The organism is Proteus columbae (genome assembly GCF_002777965.1).
Classification (GTDB): Bacteria; Pseudomonadota; Gammaproteobacteria; order Enterobacterales; family Enterobacteriaceae; genus Proteus; species Proteus columbae.
Genome location: NZ_NGVR01000023.1, coordinates 333601 through 354710, shown reverse-complemented (window position 1 = coordinate 354710; position 21110 = coordinate 333601). Strand labels below are relative to the sequence as shown.

Annotated in this window: 20 protein-coding genes, 1 tRNA gene and 1 pseudogene; 9 read left to right on the top strand and 13 right to left on the bottom strand. The window is 35.1% G+C overall.

Annotation, left to right across the window (positions count from 1 at the left end):
* Positions 1 to 101: 101 nt before the first annotated feature.
* Entirely contained in the window at positions 102 to 974 is an 873-nt protein-coding gene (locus CBE70_RS12590; protein WP_100159613.1) for a LysR family transcriptional regulator, read from the bottom strand.
* Positions 975 to 1073: 99 nt separating this feature from the next.
* Between CBE70_RS12590 and CBE70_RS12585 the strand changes: the two genes are divergently transcribed.
* Both CBE70_RS12585 and CBE70_RS18710 read left to right on the top strand, forming a co-directional pair.
* On the top strand, positions 1074 to 1526 hold the full coding sequence (locus CBE70_RS12585; protein ID WP_100159612.1) for a multidrug/biocide efflux PACE transporter: 453 nt from the start codon (positions 1074 to 1076) through the stop codon (positions 1524 to 1526).
* 27 nt (positions 1527 to 1553) lie between these two features.
* The gene (locus CBE70_RS18710) at positions 1554 to 2018 is read left to right on the top strand and encodes a DUF4303 domain-containing protein (RefSeq protein WP_100159650.1); all 465 of its coding nucleotides are present in this window, start codon (positions 1554 to 1556) and stop codon (positions 2016 to 2018) included.
* Positions 2019 to 2363: 345 nt separating this feature from the next.
* Here the strand turns inward: CBE70_RS18710 and CBE70_RS12575 are convergent, their stop codons facing one another.
* The 7 genes and pseudogenes from CBE70_RS12575 to CBE70_RS12545 all read right to left on the bottom strand — a co-directional run bounded on the left by CBE70_RS12575 (position 2364) and on the right by CBE70_RS12545 (position 8681).
* Positions 2364 to 3491 carry an ABC transporter substrate-binding protein gene (locus tag CBE70_RS12575; protein ID WP_100159611.1) on the bottom strand — a complete coding sequence of 376 codons (1128 nt, stop codon included), beginning with the start codon at positions 3489 to 3491 and terminating at the stop codon, positions 2364 to 2366.
* 261 nt (positions 3492 to 3752) lie between these two features.
* Positions 3753 to 4685 (bottom strand): nucleoside hydrolase, encoded by a 933-nt coding sequence (locus CBE70_RS12570; RefSeq protein WP_100159610.1) that lies wholly within the window; start codon positions 4683 to 4685, stop codon positions 3753 to 3755.
* A 75-nt stretch (positions 4686 to 4760) separates the two neighbouring features.
* Positions 4761 to 5948, bottom strand: coding sequence for a nucleoside transporter C-terminal domain-containing protein (locus CBE70_RS12565; protein ID WP_100159609.1), 1188 nt, complete (start codon positions 5946 to 5948; stop codon positions 4761 to 4763).
* Between the two features lie 53 nt (positions 5949 to 6001).
* The gene (locus CBE70_RS12560) at positions 6002 to 7201 is read right to left on the bottom strand and encodes a ribokinase (RefSeq protein WP_100159608.1); all 1200 of its coding nucleotides are present in this window, start codon (positions 7199 to 7201) and stop codon (positions 6002 to 6004) included.
* A 400-nt stretch (positions 7202 to 7601) separates the two neighbouring features.
* Positions 7602 to 7958 carry an MmcQ/YjbR family DNA-binding protein gene (locus CBE70_RS12555; protein WP_100159607.1) on the bottom strand — a complete coding sequence of 119 codons (357 nt, stop codon included), beginning with the start codon at positions 7956 to 7958 and terminating at the stop codon, positions 7602 to 7604.
* 352 nt (positions 7959 to 8310) lie between these two features.
* Positions 8311 to 8444: pseudogene (locus CBE70_RS18760) on the bottom strand (integrase arm-type DNA-binding domain-containing protein); the annotation flags it as partial.
* A gap of 149 nt (positions 8445 to 8593) precedes the next feature.
* A tRNA-Ser gene (locus tag CBE70_RS12545) sits at positions 8594 to 8681 on the bottom strand.
* 182 nt (positions 8682 to 8863) lie between these two features.
* Between CBE70_RS12545 and tusE the strand changes: the two genes are divergently transcribed.
* Positions 8864 to 9193 carry a sulfurtransferase TusE gene (gene tusE, locus CBE70_RS12540; RefSeq protein ID WP_023581360.1) on the top strand — a complete coding sequence of 110 codons (330 nt, stop codon included), beginning with the start codon at positions 8864 to 8866 and terminating at the stop codon, positions 9191 to 9193.
* A gap of 33 nt (positions 9194 to 9226) precedes the next feature.
* On the opposite strand, the gene CBE70_RS12535 is transcribed toward tusE, so the two are convergent.
* On the bottom strand, positions 9227 to 9508 hold the full coding sequence (locus CBE70_RS12535; protein WP_100159606.1) for an acylphosphatase: 282 nt from the start codon (positions 9506 to 9508) through the stop codon (positions 9227 to 9229).
* A gap of 196 nt (positions 9509 to 9704) precedes the next feature.
* Between CBE70_RS12535 and hspQ the strand changes: the two genes are divergently transcribed.
* Positions 9705 to 10025, top strand: coding sequence for a heat shock protein HspQ (hspQ, locus tag CBE70_RS12530; protein WP_006537351.1), 321 nt, complete (start codon positions 9705 to 9707; stop codon positions 10023 to 10025).
* Positions 10026 to 10104: 79 nt separating this feature from the next.
* Here the strand turns inward: hspQ and CBE70_RS12525 are convergent, their stop codons facing one another.
* Positions 10105 to 10518 carry a CoA-binding protein gene (locus tag CBE70_RS12525; RefSeq protein ID WP_100159605.1) on the bottom strand — a complete coding sequence of 138 codons (414 nt, stop codon included), beginning with the start codon at positions 10516 to 10518 and terminating at the stop codon, positions 10105 to 10107.
* A gap of 137 nt (positions 10519 to 10655) precedes the next feature.
* On the opposite strand from CBE70_RS12525, the gene CBE70_RS12520 reads away from it, so the two are divergent.
* A complete protein-coding gene (locus CBE70_RS12520; protein ID WP_100159604.1) occupies positions 10656 to 11114 on the top strand; it encodes a methylglyoxal synthase in 459 nt (152 codons plus the stop codon).
* Between the two features lie 2 nt (positions 11115 to 11116).
* Here the strand turns inward: CBE70_RS12520 and helD are convergent, their stop codons facing one another.
* Complete coding sequence (helD, locus tag CBE70_RS12515; RefSeq protein WP_100159603.1) at positions 11117 to 13168, bottom strand: DNA helicase IV; 2052 nt, start codon at positions 13166 to 13168, stop codon at positions 11117 to 11119.
* A 114-nt stretch (positions 13169 to 13282) separates the two neighbouring features.
* Between helD and yccS the strand changes: the two genes are divergently transcribed.
* Positions 13283 to 15451: a YccS family putative transporter gene (yccS, locus tag CBE70_RS12510; RefSeq protein WP_100159602.1), complete on the top strand. Its 2169-nt coding sequence runs from the start codon at positions 13283 to 13285 to the stop codon at positions 15449 to 15451.
* A 70-nt stretch (positions 15452 to 15521) separates the two neighbouring features.
* On the opposite strand, the gene CBE70_RS12505 is transcribed toward yccS, so the two are convergent.
* Positions 15522 to 16130 carry a TfoX/Sxy family DNA transformation protein gene (locus CBE70_RS12505; RefSeq protein ID WP_100159601.1) on the bottom strand — a complete coding sequence of 203 codons (609 nt, stop codon included), beginning with the start codon at positions 16128 to 16130 and terminating at the stop codon, positions 15522 to 15524.
* Positions 16131 to 16358: 228 nt separating this feature from the next.
* Between CBE70_RS12505 and sulA the strand changes: the two genes are divergently transcribed.
* Both sulA and ompA read left to right on the top strand, forming a co-directional pair.
* Entirely contained in the window at positions 16359 to 16910 is a 552-nt protein-coding gene (sulA, locus tag CBE70_RS12500; RefSeq protein ID WP_100159600.1) for an SOS-induced cell division inhibitor SulA, read from the top strand.
* A 347-nt stretch (positions 16911 to 17257) separates the two neighbouring features.
* The gene (gene ompA / locus CBE70_RS12495; RefSeq protein WP_100159599.1) at positions 17258 to 18349 is read left to right on the top strand and encodes a porin OmpA; all 1092 of its coding nucleotides are present in this window, start codon (positions 17258 to 17260) and stop codon (positions 18347 to 18349) included.
* A gap of 178 nt (positions 18350 to 18527) precedes the next feature.
* Here ompA and matP read toward each other — a convergent pair whose 3' ends face one another.
* Positions 18528 to 18989, bottom strand: coding sequence for a macrodomain Ter protein MatP (gene matP / locus CBE70_RS12490; protein WP_088493264.1), 462 nt, complete (start codon positions 18987 to 18989; stop codon positions 18528 to 18530).
* Between the two features lie 373 nt (positions 18990 to 19362).
* Between matP and CBE70_RS12485 the strand changes: the two genes are divergently transcribed.
* Positions 19363 to 21105: an AAA family ATPase gene (locus tag CBE70_RS12485; RefSeq protein ID WP_100159598.1), complete on the top strand. Its 1743-nt coding sequence runs from the start codon at positions 19363 to 19365 to the stop codon at positions 21103 to 21105.
* Positions 21106 to 21110: the final 5 nt, after the last annotated feature.

Genomic DNA, 21110 nt, shown 5'->3' with positions numbered 1-21110 from the left:
AGTGATATCTCAATTATGTTAAATAATGAATTAAATATTAATACCCTGACCTTATTAATTATAGAACACGGAAATTATGTTGAGTTATTTATTTTCCAGACCTAAATAGAATGCAGAATGTTGTTTTTCAACAGTTTATCTATCATCCAATATCCCGCTTTTCCTGGTGGATTATTTCTTGACCACACTAAATCAATATCTATTTTTTTCGGAAACTGATCGTAATTTAAGCTAACTAATAACTCATGCCCAAATTGCTCGACAAGCCAAGTAGGTAATATTGCCCATCCCATTTCTTGTTCCGCCATTTCAAGCAGTAACAAATAGTTAGGTGCCAACCAATTCTTTTCACTATTAATAATAAATTGAGCACGACTACTTAGCCTTAATTGACGATTCATCGTTAAATGTTGATAGGTGATCGTTTTTTCTTTCGCTAAAGGATGGGATTTATGTGCATACAATCCTAGCTCACCTTGCATAGGTAATCTGGCAAAAGCAATATCTGGTGGATATTCTATTCTAGACTCCATCATGCCCATATGAGTTTTATTATTCTGTAGCATATTAATTACATCATCATTTTCGGCAATCAAAAATTCAAACTCAATATGCGGAAACTCTTTATCTAGCATTTTTAAAAGATATTCAGAATAAGGCGGTTGATACATATCTGAAAAAACACAACTCAACCGTGGCTCCATTTCAGGCGACAGATCTATTCTTAGTGCTTGTAATCGCTCATCTGCCGCTAAAATATCTTCAACAAGACTCAATACTTTCTGTCCTGCAAATGTTAATGTGGATTCTCGACCTTTACGGTCAAATAATTCAAATCCCATATCATCTTCAAAGCCAGTAATTGCATTGCTGACTGTTGATTGACTTTTATTGAATTTTCGTGCAGTGGCAGAAAATGATTTTAATGATGCGGCTTCAACAAATATACGCAAAGTCTCTATGGAATAATTCATTATGGTATCGGCTTTTTCGATGGCTCCTATTTTGTATATATACAAAATCTCACCAATAATTGCACTCGTTTTTTGCTGAAAATAAATCTAAGGTGGTATATGAATAAATATCAAAAAACATTCACTGAGCGCGTTTTTCATGCAGTTTCATTTGAAGTAATTGCAATATTGATCACAGCGCCACTTAGTGCATGGCTTTTAAGTCGTTCAATTTTTCAAATGGGGACAGTAGCGATTGTTTTATCAACATTAGCGATGTTGTTGAACTTATTTTATAACATGATTTTTGATCTTTTTTGGCCCTTATCTAAAGGTTTAAAAACAACTAAAGTGCGTGTAATCCATACTTTAGGTTTTGAGCTTACCTTTATTATTATAGGGTTACCTGTTTTAGCATTTTTATTAAATATGTCATTGTGGGAGGCTTTTTTATTGGAAATGGGATTTTTCGTATTTTTCCTTTTCTATACTTATGCATTTAATCTTAGTTACGATAAATTGCGCGAAAATTGGTCTAACCATAAAGAAAGGCGCATTATTGCACGCCAATAACTGCTAGCAAAAAACACCTTTTGAACTATCATTAGGTGTTTTTTATCACAAATAAAAAGTGGCGAAGTCTTTTATGCCTTTGCGTTCGATTTAAATGCCGCATATGGAGAAATAAACCTTTTCCTTAACACTGAAGAGCATTTTCAAAAAACATTAAAATACTATCAAAATCAATCTAATAGTTACACTTATCATTCAAATGAAGAGATAAAAAGCTTAAAGTACAATACAGGTGATTGGGAATACCAATGCTTTAGTACTATTTATCCTATTGATGAAACATCCTTAGAACAACTTTATCAAACGTCTTATGAAGATGGTTCTTACTCTCACGTTTTAACAAAAGTTATTCAAATATTTTCAGAATCTCTAACCCTGTTTAAGCAAACAGAGACTTACAAAAAAATCCCAAAAACTGAGGATTTTATTGCTTTTACAATTGACCATGACGAAGAAGTTGAAGATGCTTTAATACGTATTGAAAAATATTAATAAAACTGAGTAGAACAATAAATATCGTAGATGTTCAAAAATAAAGTGATAACCGAACTGTTATTTATTATTAACACCAAAAGAGTATCAATAAATGAACTTTTTTATTAGTTATATACTTTTTGCGATTTTTTCGACCTCTATATTAGCCTATTGGTGTTTCTCTGCACTTTTTCCTAAAGCACCGCCAACAACACTTTCTTGCCTTTTAGTAAGAACGTGTCTGGGGGTATTGCTTATTATTATAGTTATTAGTCTTATTTTAGCTTTATTAAGTCAGATACTCTGATTGATCGAAATGTAAATGAATATAGAAAGCCCTTAAAAAAGGGCTATAATAAATTTCTATTTATCTGCTTTTGCAGCCCAAATAAATTCAGCTTTAGGTAGGTTGGTATATTTTTCTATTATCTCTTTATAAGTGTTTTCTGGCTTTAATTCTGCAAATTGTTCAGGATAAATGAAGGTTGCTAAATATTCTAAGCCAACGATATTATATGGATGATTATAGAAATTATGATATATACCATATAATCGCTCATTTTCGACTGCTGCAATCTGATTAAATCCAATTCGACTCTTCAATCGTTTGAAACCTTCTTGAGTCTCTTTGCTAGATACCCCATAACCAAATGGTGCAGCAATACTATTTTTATTAATCCAGCGAGATCCCGTTACAATATAGACATCAGGTTTAGTGCTAATAACTTGCTCTAAAGAAATAACACCCGAAGCTCCTGGTAAGAAATGACTGCCAATATTGTCACCTCCAACAGCTTGAATCAAACCACCCCAACCCGCATTATTATGTGTAAAGCAACATCCATCACCATTAGCTCCAGCTTTTGCTTCTACAAATACACTTGGTTTATTTTTAATTTCTTGAGTTTTATTTTTAATATTATCTAGGTGTTGTTGATAAAAATCTGTATATTCTTTAGCTTCATTCTCTTTATTTAAAATGATACCAAGAAGTTCAACACTATCCTTTGTATTTTTGACTGGCTCTAAAAAAGTATCAACATAAATAATAGGAATATTGGCCTCTTTTAAAATACTGGCAACACCCGATCCTTCTAATGCAGGTTTTGCTCTTAGCTGAGCTATCAAAATATCAGGTTGTTGTGCAATAACTTGCTCTGCATTAACTTCACCTTTGTCATTAAATCCCATATCAGGGATCGCATTTATATTAGATTTCCATTTCTGTTCTAATAAAGAAACTGTCTGAGGATCCGATTTTTTTAGATTATTATTCCATGCTACAACCCTTTCAAACGGATTATTTCTATCAAGCAAAGCCAGCGTTAAAATATCTCTACCATCTTGTAATATAATGCGTTTGGGTTCATGCTTTAACGTTATTTTTTGCCCATCGGTATCCGTAATTGTAACTGGATATGTTGTAGCTGATGCAGTAAAAGGAAGTAATGCAGAAAGAGATATTGCTAGCAGGTGATATTTATTTTTCATAGTATACTCTCCATAATAGAGAGTTAATGCTAACAATTATCATTAGCATCATCAATAAAAAAATGATCTTTCTCCTTTGTTTATCTATACATTATTTTTGATTCTGCTGTGCAGAACACTAAACAACAATAAAACGCTCAATACCTTTATTGAGCGTTTTATACCTAAAAATGTGTCAATTTATATCAGAAATTTTACAACAGTACCTTTATGAGTCAGACGCCATTTTAGTTGTTCTTATTTGATGAAAATGAATTTTATCTATAAAGATAAAATTCGCTCAGAAATTAATGCCATTAATTTTTCTGACTGTACATCAGTAATTATCATCGTATTCATGCGGCGTTCATTAAGATGATCATCTTTTTTAGATGTTGCAGTGTTATCTTGAACTGTGGCAAAACTGAAACCAAAAAGCTTACGCGATTCATATTCAATATCAACATGACCATTAACACCTGTAAAAATGTCAGGGCGAATAAGATAACCAATTACACAAGGATCATGTAAATAAGGATCAAATGCAGCATATCCACGAGACATTTTAGCTGCTGTTCTGGCAATAACGCTACCTTGTTCTAATGATTGACATAGACCTGCTCGAATATCCGCTTTATGGGTTACATCCAATCCCAACATAGTGATATGTTCGGCTGTATCGAAAACAATATGTGCAGCATGAGGATCGACATAAAAATTGAATTCAGCAGCAGGTGTTATATTCCCATTACAAAATGCAGCACCTCCCATCAAAACAATATCTTTTACATTATCTTTAAGTCTTGGCTCTTTGAGCATAGCCATCGCAATATTAGTCAATGGTGCCGTAGGACAAAGAGTAATTTCTTTAGGGTGAGACATAACTGTATCAATAATAAAATCGACAGCATGTTGATCAGGATATACATAATTGGATTTTGGCAGCGTAACCCCTGCAAGACCATTATTACCATGCACTTGCGTTTTACTTCCTCTACGAGCAATGAATGGGCGTTCACATCCTCTGGCTAGAGGTATATCAGGTCGCGACACAAACGAAAGAATGTTACGCGCGTTATCATGGACTTTATCCAATTCAACGTTTCCAGCGACTGTCGTTATTCCCATCACTTTAATTTCGGGCGATGCCAATGCCAGTAAAATGGCAATCGCATCATCAACACCTGGATCACAATCTATAATGATTTTAGTCATATAACTTCTCCTTTAATAACCCATATAACACACATAAATAATGTGTCGAACTAAAAAAAGGCTGAACAATAAGAATTAACTTACAAAAATACCGACCATAGTTGCAGATAAACAACTGACCAATGTCGAACCAATAATCAATCGAAAGCTATTTGCTGCTATTATTTTTCCATGCTCTTTACTAATACTGGCAATGCAAGCAATGATTATTCCGATAGATCCAAAGTTTGCGAATGAGATAAGAAAGACCGACATAATAGCTTCAGTTCTTGGGCTTAAATTCTCTAGCTTGATATAATCAACCATCGCAACAAATTCATTTGTCAAAATTTTAGTAGCAATAATTTGCCCAAATTGAATACTGTCTTGCCAAGGAACACCAAGTACAAATGCAAGAGGTGAGAAGATATAACCAAGAAGACCTTGGAAACTAATTCCTATAATGTATGAAAAAATATCATTCAACATACTGATTAAGGCAATAAAACCTAGAAGCATCGGAATTATAGCTAGAATTAGCTTAAAGCCATCCAGCATATGATCTGTTAATACTTCAAAAAAGCTGTGGTGTTCATCTTTAAAACTCGAAAAATGGCTAGGTACTTCAACAGGATCATTAGGATTAATAATAGAAATAATAACGAAAGTACTAAAAAAGTTTAAACACACACCAATAAAGACAAATTGAGGCGATAACATCTGAGTATATGCACCGAGTATTGCAATATCGACGGTAGATAATGAACATGCTGCGATTGTATACATCTGAGGCTTGGTTAAATTGGGTATATATTCTTTAATTGAGACATAAACCGCCATCATACCAACGACAACCGCACTCATAGCTGAAAAAGACTCTAATTTACCAACTTTGGCTACCTTATTAATCAGGGATCCGAGAATCAGAATAATTAATCGAAGAATACCAAAATATTTTAATATCCCAATAATCGAACAAATAAAGACTAATGGCATTAAAGCAACAATAACAAATACAACAGGTGTTTTATGACTTATATCTCCAAATACAAAATCTATTCCTTTATTTGCGTGACGTATTAAATATTCTAGACCCATACTTGTTGTATTCAGAATAGTAGTGCCAACAGATGTATGTAAAAATATAAAAGCAACAATAGCTTCTATTAATAAAAGAACAACAATGGGTATCGCTTTTCTTTTTATTTCACGAGTTTTAAAACTAATAGCCGATGCCACTATAAATATTATGAGAAGGCTAATGATAAAAATTAAATATTTCATAACAACCTCGATGATATAATTTATTAACGGGGTGAGTTATTTCTACGCTTCCCTTACATACACTCTTTTTTTAGTCTGGCATCAACACTTGTTCGAGATGGCATGGATGACGCACCTTTTTTTTCAACAGCCAATGACGCATAAGCAATAGAAAATTTAATAGCTTCATCCATATTTTCACCTTCTATTAATTTTGCGGCCAATGCACCAGTAAATGCATCACCAGCACCGCTTGTATCTATAACAGACGCATTCATTGCTTTGTAATACTTCATTATTTTACCATTGAAATAAAGTGCACCACTGTCACCTAGTGTCATCACAATTTCTTTAACACCTAAATTATGTATCGCTTTTATTGCTTGCTGAGCAGAAATCACATTATCAATTTTAATATTTGATATTAGTTCTGCTTCTGTTCCATTTGGTATTAATAAATCAATAGATGGCAAATGTGAGACAATTTTATCTGAATAAGGCGCTGGATTTAGAATAACAAAGCATCCCAATTTCTTTGCTATCTCAATAGCAAACTTGGTGGCTTCTATATTATTTTCTAATTGCGTAAGAAAAATCTTTGCCGATTGCAGATTATTTATATCTGAAAGAATTTCATCTTTAGTTATTGTTGCATTAGCCCCAGGATCAATAATAATGCTATTATTTCCAGAAGCATTCTCAACCATTACTAATGCATTTCCCGTTTTTGCATTGGCATCTTTTATTAAGGTATATGAATTTATTTTTGTTGTACTGAAATATTTTTCTGCCGTAGCACCAAATGAGTCATCGCCTACTTTTACGAAAAAATGAACATGATCGTTTAATTCAGCAGCGGCAACTGCTTGATTCGCCCCCTTTCCACCAGGGAAAAATTTCGTAGAAATTGCTTTAATTGTCTCTCCTACAAAAGGAAATCTTTCAATTTCTGTAACAACATCTAAATTGAAAGATCCGAAAATATATAATGAGCATTTGTCTTCATTTCTTTTATCGCTATTTTGTTTTTCACTATTAATTTGAAGCACTCGAGTTTCATCAATAGCCTTATTTATTATTGGTTCCAGTTCAACTTTTTGTAATCTCACACCACCATGAAATTTAGTTGCAATACCTAATAACTCTAATTCATCTATGTATCTTCTTATTGTTCTTTCTGAAACATGAAGTAACGCACTGAGCTCTTTTACGTAGATAGAATTATCTTTAACTAATTTTTTTCTGATAAATGCAATACTGCTCTTTTTTTTCATATCACCCCTTGTTTGTTAAATAATGTTTTACACACTGTTAAGATGATAGTGTTTAATTGAGTTTATTCTGCAAGTATAGTCACGTTTTCTAGTCGTAATTGGACAATTATCTGTCCGTTTGTCTGAATTTTAAGAAAATTATGTGGTCTTGCTGATTATAGAAAAATAGATAAATAGGCTTTGATAAGGACGAACCAGCAATTTTTGTTCATTCATTTGTACGTTTAATATAAAAACAAGAAGGTTTTCAACAAATAATAGTATATGTTGGAATAATGGAATTTAGTTAGAGTACTTGATATTACTGAGATTAGAAGACTTCAGGATACGCTAGGAGATGTTGAAATAGCGAAAAAGGAAAGAACCATGCAAGGTTAATATCCATTACTTCAACAACCATTTATTGGGTTAGCTCATAGCTTTCAAAAATTAATGACTTTAACTCACTATCATCAAATTCGGAGTTTAGCTGGATGGAAATCCAATACTCCTTGTTCATATGATAAGCAGGGTAAACGCCTTTTTTTAATCGTAAAGATCCGACAAGATTAGGTCTTACTTTTAAATTAATTATATCGATTTTATTAATACTACCACTATCAAATAGTTTGTTTTCTGGCACATCCATTATGGTAGCAAACCATTTTGAATTACTTTTATGTCTAAAAATTGCATAATTAGGATACTTAGCCCATAGGTACTCAGAAGCTGCATTATAATTCTGTTGAATATATTCAATTAATTCTTTTCTATTCATCACTCCTCCAAGTTGATAGAGCAGATATATAGAAATATAGCTCTATGCGATGTTAGATTCCATTAATCTTTACTATCCTCCCTTTCTCTACTTCTAAGCTCCTCTTCCATTTTCTGCGCTTTTTTCATCTCACGCATTCTCACATTATAGATTAGTTGCTCTTGTCCATTTCCTATTAATTCAGACTGCTATAATTGGAAATCAAAGTGCGTTATCATATAAATCAATGAGTTAATGAATCATTTTTTGGCGATTAATAGTAACTACTATGTCTGGCACTACATCATCCTCTGTAATTTCAGGATACTGACTAATGCTCGTATTTTTGGTATCAGCAAATGAGCTAAGCGAAACTAAACAAAAAACAAATACGCCAGCCTTTGGAATTATTAGTTTCAACTAACAAAGATAGCCCACTACCATCCGCAGTGTGTATGATTTTTCTTTTGGCTTGGCTCGCTTGATTGCTATGTCTGTTAGCTTCATAAATCACCAATATTGTATAGGGAATTTCTATACAACAAATTGTAGAGATTTAGAAAGACGTTAGTAGACTTCGGTGGAGTTAGATTTTGCTGGAATGCTTAATTTACTTGAGGTTAGAAGACTTCAGGAGACGCTAGGAGATGTTGAGATGGCGGAGGAGGAGAGATTCGAACTCTCGGATGGTTTCCCATCGGCGGTTTTCAAGACCGCTGCCTTCAGCCGCTCGGCCACCCCTCCGCAATGGGGAGCAATATAAACACCTAGGCTTATGTTGTAAAGCCCTTATTGTACTGTTTGCCGTAAAATTAAACGCATTACAAGTCAATGGCTTAATTTATCAACGATTTATGGGTTCTACTTGGGTATTTTCCTTATTTTTGCTAAATTAGCAGTATTATTTTTGATTGGTTGCTACGCACATGTTTGTATTTAACGGAAAAGAAATCGAAACAGATAGTCACGGTTATTTAAAAAATAGCAATGAGTGGAATGAAGATATGGTTCCAACATTAGCAGAATTAGAAGAAATAGAGCTTACAGAACAACATTGGGAGATTATCCGTTTTGTTCGCCAGTTTTATTTAGAATTTAATACCTCCCCTGCTATTCGCATGTTAGTAAAAGCGCTTGCACAAAAATATGGTGATGAAAAAGGAAATAGCCGTTATCTTTATCGTTTGTTTCCTAAAGGCCCAGCCAAACAAGCAACAAAACTTGCTGGTTTACCAAAACCCGTTAAATGTATTTAATGTTATCTTTCGATAAAAAATAATTAAAAATTATTACTCATAATGGTGGATTGAGAAATCTACCATTTTTTCATATTCACAAGATGCCGCTGACCAAAATGTAATTTTGGCACTTCTTGGGCCACCAGCTTCTAACCAATCTTCAAATTCTTTTAATGCTTTTTCTTTCGCGAAAGCCTTTACTCCCACGCTACCGTCATCACGATTCCAAACATACCCTGTTATTGGCTGTTTTTTCATCCATTGATAAGTAAAAAAACGAAAACCAACACCTTGAACACGCCCTTGAATAATATATTCTCTACCAATTTTCATATGCCCTTCTAATTGTCTTCTTCAAATAAAAATTCTGTCTAGGTTATTGTCTTTTCTTTATACAATAGATAATCTGATTTTGTGAGGTTCTTTATTCATAATGAAAGCAAAGGATTATATTTATTCAAACCCTTGAAATTTCACTTTGTGCCCTCATATATATAACCAACAAGCAAGGCTATATGGAGGTGATACTATGATGACCGCCAGCAAATTTGGGATAGGACAGCAAGTTAGACATAAATTACTCGGCTACTTAGGCGTTGTTGTCGATGTGGATGCTGAATATTCCCTTGATCAACCTAATGAGGATGATATTGCATCTAATGTGACCTTGCGAGCAGCACCTTGGTACCATGTTGTGATGGAAGATGATGAAGGACAACCTGTTCATACTTATCTTGCTGAAGCGCAGATAACCTATGAAGTTTCAGATGAACACTTAGATAATGACTCATTGGATGAGTTATCACAGTCAATTCGTAGCCAACTACAGGCACCACGATTAAGAAATTAACCCAATTAATCTACATAACCAGTAATCTGAATAGAATGATAATCGCCGAATTTGTTTTCGGCGATTTTATTTTGGCGTATTACCAAGGAAGACCATGGGCTTCAATTTCTTTTTTAGGACAACGATCCATTACCACACGTAACCCGGCATCTTCAGCTAAATCTTTAGCATCCTCATTAATAACACCAATCTGCAACCATAATACTTTGGCATTAATTTCAATGGCTTCTTGCGCAATTGCTAATGCTACGTCAGATTGACGAAAAACATCAACCATATCAACAGCAACAGGAATATATTTTAATGAGGCATAGCATTGTTGCCCCAATAAGGTTTGCCCTGACATACCTGGATTGACAGGAATAACATCATAGCCTTGTTCTAATAGGAATTTCATGACTTTATAGCTTGGGCGATCTTCTTTATTACTCGCACCAACAAGCGCAATGGTTTTAACGCTTCTTAAAATGTCATAAATGTCTGAATCCACCATTTATCTACTCCGTTCATCATGAAGATTGAAAAGATTATGATACATCATAGTATCTTGATCTGTTCATAGCTTATAAGATAAAAAAAAGGTATTTTGAAAACTGGAACAATTACTATATTTATTTTTAAAGGTATCAAATGGAACAAATTGACCGCACGCTCTTAAAAGAAAAAAATATCGCGCTTGTTGCCCATGATCACTGTAAAAGCTCATTACTGGAATGGGTTGAAAATAACCGTGAACAACTGTCTCTACACAAGTTATTTGCAACAGGAACTACCGGTAACTTAATTAATCACCACACTGGTCTTCCTGTTACTCAAATGCTAAGTGGCCCAATGGGTGGCGACCAACAAATAGGTGCCATGATCGCCGAAAAGAAAATTGATATTATGATTTTCTTTTGGGATCCATTAAATGCAGTTCCGCACGACCCCGATGTTAAAGCTCTTCTACGTTTAGCTACGGTTTGGAACATCCCAGTTGCAACAAATCGTGCAACTGCTAACTTTTTAATTTCCTCTCCTCTCTTTTCACAAGAATCTACAATTAAGATTCCCGATTACGAAGGTTATTTAAAAGAGAGATTAAAATAATTCTAAGGTTTTCGCTGTATAGGAACACCTTGAGATTTTAGTTCTGAAACAAAACAAGATGGCTGTTGTTTATTAAATAATAGCCATACTTGTTTTTTTGCTCTTGTTAAAGCGACATACATTAAGCGTCGCTCTTCTGCATTAGGATAATCTTCAACACTAGGCAGTAATGCCAATTCAATAATCGATTCTCTTGCTGGTGCTGGAAAAGCGTCTTTACCGTCTTGTAAACCTAAAATAATAACGTAATCTGCTTGTTGCCCTTTTGAAGCATGAAAAGTCATAAACTGTAGATCTAATTTAGGCCAACGTGTTTTCGCTTTTTTTAATAATTCTGGTTTTAAATAGTGATAACGAGCGAGTAAAAGAATAGTTTCATTTTCTTCTACATAACCACTCATTTTATTTAGTAGATTCTCAAGTTGATCGTCAGATAACAGCACAACTGACTTTTTATTACCTTTCACTAAACTATTTAAAGGTTTAGATAATTGAGCTGGATTTTGTTGAATAAACGTATTAGCAATATTTCCTATCGTGTCATTAAAACGATAAGTCGTATCTAATGCACATTCAGCCCCTTCACCAAAAGAGTGATGGAAAGAAGTCGTTAATAATAATTCTGCGCCACTAAAACGATAAATGGCTTGCCAATCATCTCCTACTGCAAATAGAGATGTTTGTTTATTTTGCTGTTTTAATGCGGTTAATAATGAAGCTCTTAATGGTGAAATATCTTGGAACTCATCGACAAGAATATGTTTCCATGGACTAATAAAACGCCCTTTTTCAATAAGATTAATAGCTTGATGTAATAAGCCCGAAAAATCGATCGCATCTTCCTCTTTTAATGCAGTTTTCCAAGCTTTCAATAATGGCGATAATAATTTTAAATACTTTTTAAAAGCTTCTGTATATTCGGGTTGTACACTGTCAATCAGCGATTTTTGGCTACCGCCTTGCATCCTTAATAAACTAACCCAACGCTCTAATCTTACAGCAACCTGGTTTTCTAATTTTTTATCATGCCAAAACTCACCATCAGGAATATCCCACTCAAACTCTTGAGATAACCACTCTCGCCACCCTTTTGCTTGTGCTTTTTTCTGTTGACACTGATCTCGCCACGCACTTAATAATAGAGCTCTTCTTTTTTCACTATTTATTTCAAGCTCACTAATTTTAGGTTGTTTTTTGGTCGCTTGCTGAATAACGGATAATGCCAGTGCATGGAATGTCTTTGCCATAATATCGGCATTTAAACGACTAGAAAGCCTTTCGTTCATTTCTTGTGCGGCTTTACGACCAAAAGCAAGTAATAATATTTGATCTGGCTGCGCTAACTGACGGCGTAATAACCAGCCTGCTCTCGCGACTAGTACCGATGTTTTACCACTTCCCGCACCAGCAAGAACAAGAATATTTTCTTCGCCATTAATTACAGCACGACACTGCGATTCATTTAATGGCGATGATTCAATCGTATTAAAAAATTCCGCATGCTCATTTAATATTTGAGTTACCCATGCAGAATTTTCTTTATTAATAAGTGCTTCACCTTGCTTTAGCCATTCTAAACATTGCTGATAAAGCGTATGGCAATTATCAAATTGAGTAAGGCGTTCAAGAGGCAGAGGAATAGCAGAAAAGCTTTCTTTGATAGACTGTTGAATTTCACTAAGTTTAGACTGTTTTATCCATCTATTTGATTGAGTGATTTCATTAATATTATGGAGTTGCTTCTCAAGTACCTGAGCACTTATTTCGCTCATTTCTTTACTCCAATTTTGCCATGATTGATAAAGATAACGATAAAACTGCTGAGTTTCTTCCCAGTCTGTTCCATGTAATCGAACAACTTTATCTTCTGGCAATAAAAATTCTAATTCCCCCCACACAATCCCTTTTTTACAGAAAATATTAATCAATTCGTTAAAAGGAATTAAATACTGATGTTTTTCACCACTGACTTCAATACCTGCATTTAACAATTTGACTCTATTATAAGGATGTTGTGCTAAACGTTGTCCCATCGGGGTGGATTTCAGTTCCATACGTAATTCCTGCAATAAATAACAAATAGTCTGTTGTTAAGCTCTTTTTAATCGGTGATAAACCCTATATTCTAAGAGGTAATTATCTTCATCTTGTTTATTTAAGGGCTTTTTGTGTTCACTTTGCTAAATGGCGCCCGCCGATTTATCTATAATAGCCACTTTTTATATTATATTCGCATAATAATCGCGCTTACAGGAACGACTTTGTTTCCTTGGATTTTAGGGCAAGAGCCTAAATACACAATTCCTCTAACTTTAGGTGTGGTTGCGGCAGCATTAACTGATTTAGATGATAGGCTTGTTGGACGTTTAAAAAACCTCGTTATCACTTTATGCTGTTTTCTTCTTGCTTCAGCATCAATAGGATTACTTTATCCATATCCTATTTTGTTCTTTTGTGGTTTAGCCATTTCTACTTGGGGATTTATTTTATTAGGCGCTTTAGGGCAACGGTACGCAACCATTGCTTTTGGTGCTTTATTAATCGCAATTTATACTATGCTCGGTATGCCTATTTTCCCTGAATGGTATGAACAACCCGTTTTATTACTATTAGGCGCTATTTGGTATAACTCGTTAACATTAGTTGGTCACTTATTATTCCCAATTCGCCCAGTTCAGGACAATTTAACTCGCTGCTACCAACAACTTGCAACTTACCTCGAAGCTAAAGCGACATTATTTGATCCTGATATCGAAGATGATTATCAACATTCGCTTTATAATTTAGCAATGGCAAATAGCCAATTAATTGACACGATGAACCAAACTAAGGTTACTTTATTAAGTCGATTAAAAGGTGATAGAGGCCAACGTAGCAGCCGTTTCACACTTCATTACTATTTTGTTGCTCAAGATATTCATGAAAGAGCAAGTTCGTCGCATGTTCAATACCAACTATTAAGTAATGAATTGCGACATAGCGATGTGTTATTTCGTTTTCAACGTTTGCTTTCTATGCAGGCGCGAGCTTGTGAACAAGTTGCACAATCTATTCTTTGGCATAAAAAATATCAGCATAACTCTTCATTAGAACGTGCGATAAATTATTTAGAGAATGCATTAAATCATTTAAAAAATACGACTTCAGAGCCTCAATTAATAACGCCTTTAAATAATTTACTGCAAAATCTTCAAGGCATTGATGCGCTTTTACGAAGTATTAGTACAGAGCAATACCAAATATCCCATGACCAAAAAGAAGAAACGCAACTTTCTGATGATGGTTTAACCGGATGGCGCGATATTGCACTAAGAATAAAAGAGCACCTCACGCCTAAATCGGCACTTTTTAGACATGCCGTTAGGATGTCACTCGTGTTATGTATTGGCTATGCCATTATTCAATTTTTCCAATTGGATAGAGGTTATTGGATATTATTGACCAGCCTATTTGTTTGCCAACCCAACTACAATGCTACTCGCCGACGTCTTACCTTACGTGTAAGTGGTACTATTATTGGTATTTTAATTGGCTTTCCTATTTTATATTTCGTTCCTTCAATTGAAGGGCAACTAGTTTTAATTGTGATAACCGGTACGCTCTTTTTCGCATTTAGAACTATACAATATGCACATGCCACACTATTTATTACTTTATTGGTGTTATTAAGCTTCAATTTGCTTGGTGAAGGTTATGATGTTGCCCTTCCTCGTATTATCGATACCTTAATTGGCTGTGCCATAGCATGGTTTGCTGTTAGCTTTATTTGGCCTGATTGGAAATTCCGTCAACTGCCTGTTGTTATTCAAAAAACAATGACGAATAACTGCTATTATCTTGATGCCATCCTTATTCAGTATTACCAAGGAAAAGATAATAGCTTGAGTTATCGAATTGCGCGTCGAAATGCTCATAGCAGTGATGGTGAATTAGCATCACTGATCTCAAATATGTCATCAGAGCCAAAAAGTTATCAAGCATCCCAAGAAGTGGCCTTCCAGTTGCTTTGCTTAAATCATACTTTACTTAGTTATATTTCTGCACTTGGCGTTCATCGTTCAAAAATAGAAGATGAGAATGTGCTCACGTTGCTTAATGATACGGTTTGTTATATCGATTCGGCTTTACGTCGCAAAACGCCACAAGGCGAAGTATTTAAGCAATCCCATGTAGAATTAATTGAAAGGATCAATCTATTACCTAATGCAGATAATCCTCGCATTCAATTAGTACTTACTCAAATCCGATTATTATTGGATTTACTGCCACAAATTATTAGTTGTATCCAAATTATTGAGCAAAGCGAATCAAACTGCCTACCTCAACCTCAAGTTTAGTCTCTTATTGACGTTATTTTCTCTAATTTCCATAAGCACATTAGAGAAAATAACAGTCATTACTTTTATCTTATTGGAAAGACAATTCGTTATACCAATCTAATAACTCCATTTTAAGTTGACTAGGTAATACAGAGCGATGGCACCCAACGATAGCTCCTGCCAATGAAAGTAAAAGTTCACTATTTCTCAAATTGTGGCTATGCATTAATTTTAGATAACACGCTTTAGCACCGATTAAACGCAGTTCTTCAACTTGATTAATGCCAATTTGATTCAATCTTTTTTCTAATATCACACCTAAATTAGGTAAGTCTTTTATTCTGCAAGGCTTCTTTCGTTGTCCTAAATATTCTTGAATGCTGTAGTGATATGACATATCAATATATTGATCTAATTTTTGCTGATTTTCCCATAGCGAATCCGTTATATGGTAATAACGCAATATGATAGGAATTCCTTTTTTCAAATAGGTATAGGAACTCATTTTTGTTGCCTTATAAAGAGTTTCTAAAAAGCCACTTCCTTTTAAATAAAACTCATTATCAGACGTGATAGCAAACATAACATCATCAATCATTAAGCTAACACCACCAAATTGAGACTTTGTTGTTAACTCTCCATATTGCGCAATACGCGATAATAAATGAGCCTTCCTTTGCTCAGGTAAAAATAACATTGAAACTCCAACACATACTTTAAGATTAAATTTTATCTTTGAATTCAAAAACATGCATAAGACATCACAAGAAAGACAATAAAGAATTTCCTTTGTATTGCCAATAGTTAACGGCTTAAAAATAGGGATTTACATAAAATTTGAGAGGAACTTTCAAAAAATGAGCTTGATTTAAGCGAAATATAGAGATACTGTATATTCATACAGTACATATGGAACGAGGTAAATATGAAAATCTCAACATCATCTCCGACAAGACAGAACGCCATTCTCCAAGAGATCTCAAATGAGGTATTACCTCTATCTATCCCTTCAACAGTGGCGACTTACGATAGTAATAATAGACAAGGTATGGTGAGTGAACTTCTCTACCAAAATCCGCTCGTCATTAATCACATTCTTTTGCCATTACTAAAACAGTATAGCCATGAATCGCGTTGGTTATTGTGGTTAAACCCACAACAAAAACTAAATCGTACTTGGTTAAAAAATGCAGGATTACCACTTAACAAAATAATCCAGTTAAATCATATAAATATGATAACTACTGTTGATTTAATGGAAAAAGCACTGATGAGTGGTAATTACAGTGTAGTACTCGGTTGGTTACCAGAAATATCGTCAGAAGAGATGAAACGATTAGAATCTGCTGCAAGTAAAGGAAAAACCCTCGGGTTTATTATGCGACAGCAAATTAATACAAATATCCATTTAGAAAGTAGTAATGCATCTAAACGACATTTGAATTCCGTAAAAATTCATTCAATTCACTACCATTAGTGAAATTTAAGAGTTTTCCTAATACTCAAAACACTCTGATATCATTTAAGATAAGTCAAATGTATTTATAACCTAAATCATATAGTTACAACAAATTTAACAAAAATACAGAATCTTCCCCATTGTGGAATAAGACGGATCTTTTTAAAATTTTAAGTCGAATTTTAAAGGATTACTTGTAACTTTTTAAGTTCATTGTAGACTTTATGTCGTTAAGGTTATGCTTTAAATCCCATTTTTGGGATCATCATTTGATGAAAGCATTGGATTCCTAACAATAATTTAACCAAGGGCAAATAATAAGGCTTAAAGCCAAATGCCTAACTTGGATGATAACGAGGCGTAAAATGAAAAAGACAGCTATCGCATTAGCAGTGGCAGTGGCAGCTTTCGCAACTGCAGCGCAAGCAGCTCCAAAAGACAATACCTGGTATACCGGTGGTAAATTAGGTTGGTCTCAATACCAAGGTACTAGTAACCATTTCGGTGAAACTTCTATTGGTAACGGTAACACTCACCGTGATCAGTTAGGTGCAGGTGCATTTGCTGGTTATCAATACAACCAATACTTAGGTTTTGAGCTGGGTTATGATTGGTTAGGTCGTATGACTTACAAAGGTTCATATGACAACGGTGCATTCCGTGCACAAGGTATCCAATTAACCACTAAATTGAGCTATCCAGTAATGGAAGACTTAGACGTTTATACACGTTTAGGTGGTATGGTATGGCGTGCAGATTCTTCTGCAACTAAAAACGCAACTTCACCATCTCCAGCTCAAGAACGTTTCTCTAATAACGACACTGGTGTTTCTCCAGTATTCGCATTAGGTACTGAATACGCGATCACTCCAAACATCGCTACCCGTGTTGAATATCAATGGATCAACAACATCGGTGATAAAGGTACTCTGAATGCTCGTCCAGACAACGGCATGCTGAGTGTTGGTGTTGCTTACCGCTTCAACCAAGAAACTCCAGCTCCAGTTGTAGCTCCAGCACCAGTTGTAGCTCCAGCTCCAGTTGTTGAGAACAAAACCTTTACTCTGCGTTCAGACGTTCTGTTCAACTTCAACAAATCTACTCTGAAAGCTGAAGGTCAAGAAGCTCTGAATGGTCTGTACACTGAACTGGCTAACATCGACCCAACTCAAGGTCGTGTAGTAGTTATCGGTTACACTGACCGTATTGGTTCACAAAACTACAACCTGCCTCTGTCAGAAAAACGTGCTCAATCTGTAGTTGATTACCTGGTTTCTAAAGGTATCCCTGCAAACAGCATCTCTGCAGAAGGTCGTGGTAAAGAAAATCCAGTTACTGGCAACACATGTGACAACGTTAAAGCTCGTTCAGCTCTGATCGATTGCTTAGCGCCAGACCGTCGTGTTGAGATCGAAATCCAAGGTACAACTGAAGTTGTTGTTCCTGCTGGTAAATAATTCAGATAGTAGAATAATCTACTGTTGATGAATTCAAAACCCTGCCATTGGCAGGGTTTTTCTTTATGGAGATAAAATTAGGTAAAAATATAAAGACAAGAACGTTTTCAGACCAGTATGAAATATCACAATAGAAACAAATAAATTATCGAAACCAATAAGCCAAAATTAATGTAACTTATTTTTCTTTATCGCGTTCTAATAACTCAATAAGCCCATCTTTTAAACTATGCACTTTTAATGCATATTGTTCTTTTCGTTCAGCGTCTTCAATTAATTGCACGATTGTTTCTGATAATGTGATCCCTCTTCGTTGTGACAATGCGGATAAGCGCTGCCAAACTTTAAACGTTAAATCGATTGATTTTTTGCGCGTGTGTTGATGCTCTGCATTAAAATAACGTTTTCTACGAGCTCTAATCGTTTGCTTCATCCTATTAGATAAATCAGGATTCATATGCAAATCTATCCACTCTAAAACTTTTAATGGTTGCGATTCAAGAAGTAACAATTGCTCGACAACTTCATCAGCGGCGCTTTTTTCTATATAACGGGTAATTAATTCACCTTCACGATGTTTTTTTACTAGATAGGCCCATTTCCAGCCACATTCTAGGTTCTCTAACTGTTGATATTTCATACAAAATCCCGTGACAACGTAACTATATAGTAGCATATCAACAATTTTACAAAAATACTGCCACTGAACCGAAATTTTTCGATTATTTTATAGGCAAATTTATAGGCAAAGACAATTTACATAATCTTTCTTATCAATTAGTAACAAGCCTTGATAAGGGATAGTTTTCTGAGCACATTATGATAGAATCGAGCGTCGCTATCATAAAACCTTAATGACCAATTATTAACCCGTCATTATAAGGTCGTAGCGGTACATATTCCCTGCCTATGCAGTTGATGACAGTTAAAGAACCGTCTTATTGCAGGATAGGTATCGACTTATACGATATCTAATTATCTCTTTTCACTAATCAATAATAAAAACGGTAACCTTGAAAAACAACGAATTAGAATGGCAGGCGTTACGTCCTGATTACGCCTCCTACCAAACTTTCTTTCAAACAGCATCTCAATTACCTGCATCTCTACTTCGTGAGGTTCAACCTCGCCTGTATGAAAGCCTGCAATGGTTAAACAATGCAGATTCAGGGCAGTTTATGCTGTTAAAAGCGGATGATTCTGCTGCTTACTTCGATATGCTGACAGACACATTAACGCAATCAGAGATCAAAACTGATCCTGTTGTTGGCAGTTATCAAGCAGAAACCAATAAAATCGATTGGCAAGAAAATGTACAAGGTGCATTTTCATCATCAGAATCTATTATTTGTTGCCAATGGATAGAGCCAGAACAGCTCTTTGGTTCATTCTATTGCCATAAAGACGAAGTTACCCTCAGCCCAGGTTTATTGCATAAAGTAAATGGAGGCATCTTAGTCCTCTCTATAAAATCTTTACTTGCACAACCACTAATGTGGTTCCGCCTTAAAAAAATGGTTGAAGAACAACGTTTTGAATGGCTTGTCTGGAATGACAATCAAGCCCTACCTTTACCTATTGAGAGCATGCCGCTCAATCTTCGTGTTATTTTAGTTGGTGATAGACTTAGTCTTGAAGAGCTTGAATTTATGGAGCCTGAACTAAGTAGCACTGCTTTATATGGTGAATATGAATACGATATGTATTTAGAAGACGAAACCGCTCTTTCTCAATGGTGTGGCTTTGTAAATTCACTGTGCCAAAAATATCGCCTCCCTTCTTTATCTGCAGATGCTTGGGAAGTCTTGCTAACACAAGCTGCAAGACAACATGAAGATCAGCTAATACTGAGCCTTGATTTAGAATGGATCTTACGCCAGCTTCGTTATGCAATGCGTTTTAATCATGGTGCTTCTCTAAATGCTGATGCATTGAAAAAGGCTGAAGAAAATCGCCTATGGCGACACAGTTATTTATTAGAACGTAGTCGTGATGAGATTTTACAAGACCAAGTAATGATACAAACAGAAGGTGAAGCTATTGGTCAAATCAATGGGCTTTCTGTCTTAGATTACCCGGGATATCCTGATTTAATCGGTGAACCGACCCGTATTACCTGCGTTGCACATATAGGTGATGGTGAGTTTACGGATGTTGAGCGAAAAGCTGAGCTTGGTGGCAATCTTCATGCTAAAGGAATGATGATTATGCAAGCTTACTTAAACTCAGAATTACGTTTAGACCAGCCGCAGCCATTTAGCACCTCGATTGTTTTTGAACAATCATATGGTGAAGTTGATGGAGATAGCGCCTCTTTGGCTGAATTATGTGCTTTTATTAGCACGCTGGCACAGCAACCTATTGATCAGCAAATTGCTGTTACAGGTGCCGTTGATCAATTTGGTCAAGTCCAACCTATTGGTGGTGTAAACCAGAAAATTGAAGGCTTCTTTGATATTTGCCAACAAAGAGGATTAACTGGTGCGCAAGGCGTAATTATTCCTCTTGCCAATATTCGTCACCTTGTACTCAATGAAAATGTACAACAAGCGGTAAAAGAAGAAAAATTTCATATTTGGCCTGTCACTCATGTAGCGGAAGCGATAACGTTACTGACTCGTCAGCCATATTATGAAGAGCAATGTGAACCAGAACAATCAGACTCACACTTGTTAGCTGTTATTCATGACCGTATAACACTTGCAAATAATCAGGATAGACCTAAATTACCTTGGTTCTTACGTCTATTCAGATAATTCTG

Excerpts from the sequence above, each read along its gene's own strand:
- matP (WP_088493264.1), bottom strand. The coding sequence starts at position 18,989 with ATGAAATATCAACAGTTAGAGAACCTAGAATGTGGCTGGAAATGGGCC.
- CBE70_RS12535 (WP_100159606.1), bottom strand. The coding sequence starts at position 9,508 with ATGAAAATTGGTAGAGAATATATTATTCAAGGGCGTGTTCAAGGTGTT.
- tusE (WP_023581360.1), top strand. The coding sequence starts at position 8,864 with ATGTTTGTATTTAACGGAAAAGAAATCGAAACAGATAGTCACGGTTAT.
- CBE70_RS12555 (WP_100159607.1), bottom strand. The coding sequence starts at position 7,958 with ATGAATAGAAAAGAATTAATTGAATATATTCAACAGAATTATAATGCA.
- CBE70_RS12525 (WP_100159605.1), bottom strand. The coding sequence starts at position 10,518 with ATGGTGGATTCAGACATTTATGACATTTTAAGAAGCGTTAAAACCATT.
- CBE70_RS12505 (WP_100159601.1), bottom strand. The coding sequence starts at position 16,130 with ATGTTATTTTTACCTGAGCAAAGGAAGGCTCATTTATTATCGCGTATT.
- CBE70_RS12520 (WP_100159604.1), top strand. The coding sequence starts at position 10,656 with ATGGAACAAATTGACCGCACGCTCTTAAAAGAAAAAAATATCGCGCTT.
- hspQ (WP_006537351.1), top strand. The coding sequence starts at position 9,705 with ATGATGACCGCCAGCAAATTTGGGATAGGACAGCAAGTTAGACATAAA.
- ompA (WP_100159599.1), top strand. The coding sequence starts at position 17,258 with ATGAAAAAGACAGCTATCGCATTAGCAGTGGCAGTGGCAGCTTTCGCA.
- CBE70_RS12565 (WP_100159609.1), bottom strand. The coding sequence starts at position 5,948 with ATGAAATATTTAATTTTTATCATTAGCCTTCTCATAATATTTATAGTG.
- helD (WP_100159603.1), bottom strand. The coding sequence starts at position 13,168 with ATGGAACTGAAATCCACCCCGATGGGACAACGTTTAGCACAACATCCT.
- CBE70_RS12570 (WP_100159610.1), bottom strand. The coding sequence starts at position 4,685 with ATGACTAAAATCATTATAGATTGTGATCCAGGTGTTGATGATGCGATT.
- CBE70_RS12575 (WP_100159611.1), bottom strand. The coding sequence starts at position 3,491 with ATGAAAAATAAATATCACCTGCTAGCAATATCTCTTTCTGCATTACTT.
- CBE70_RS12590 (WP_100159613.1), bottom strand. The coding sequence starts at position 974 with ATGAATTATTCCATAGAGACTTTGCGTATATTTGTTGAAGCCGCATCA.
- sulA (WP_100159600.1), top strand. The coding sequence starts at position 16,359 with ATGAAAATCTCAACATCATCTCCGACAAGACAGAACGCCATTCTCCAA.
- CBE70_RS12560 (WP_100159608.1), bottom strand. The coding sequence starts at position 7,201 with ATGAAAAAAAAGAGCAGTATTGCATTTATCAGAAAAAAATTAGTTAAA.
- CBE70_RS12585 (WP_100159612.1), top strand. The coding sequence starts at position 1,074 with ATGAATAAATATCAAAAAACATTCACTGAGCGCGTTTTTCATGCAGTT.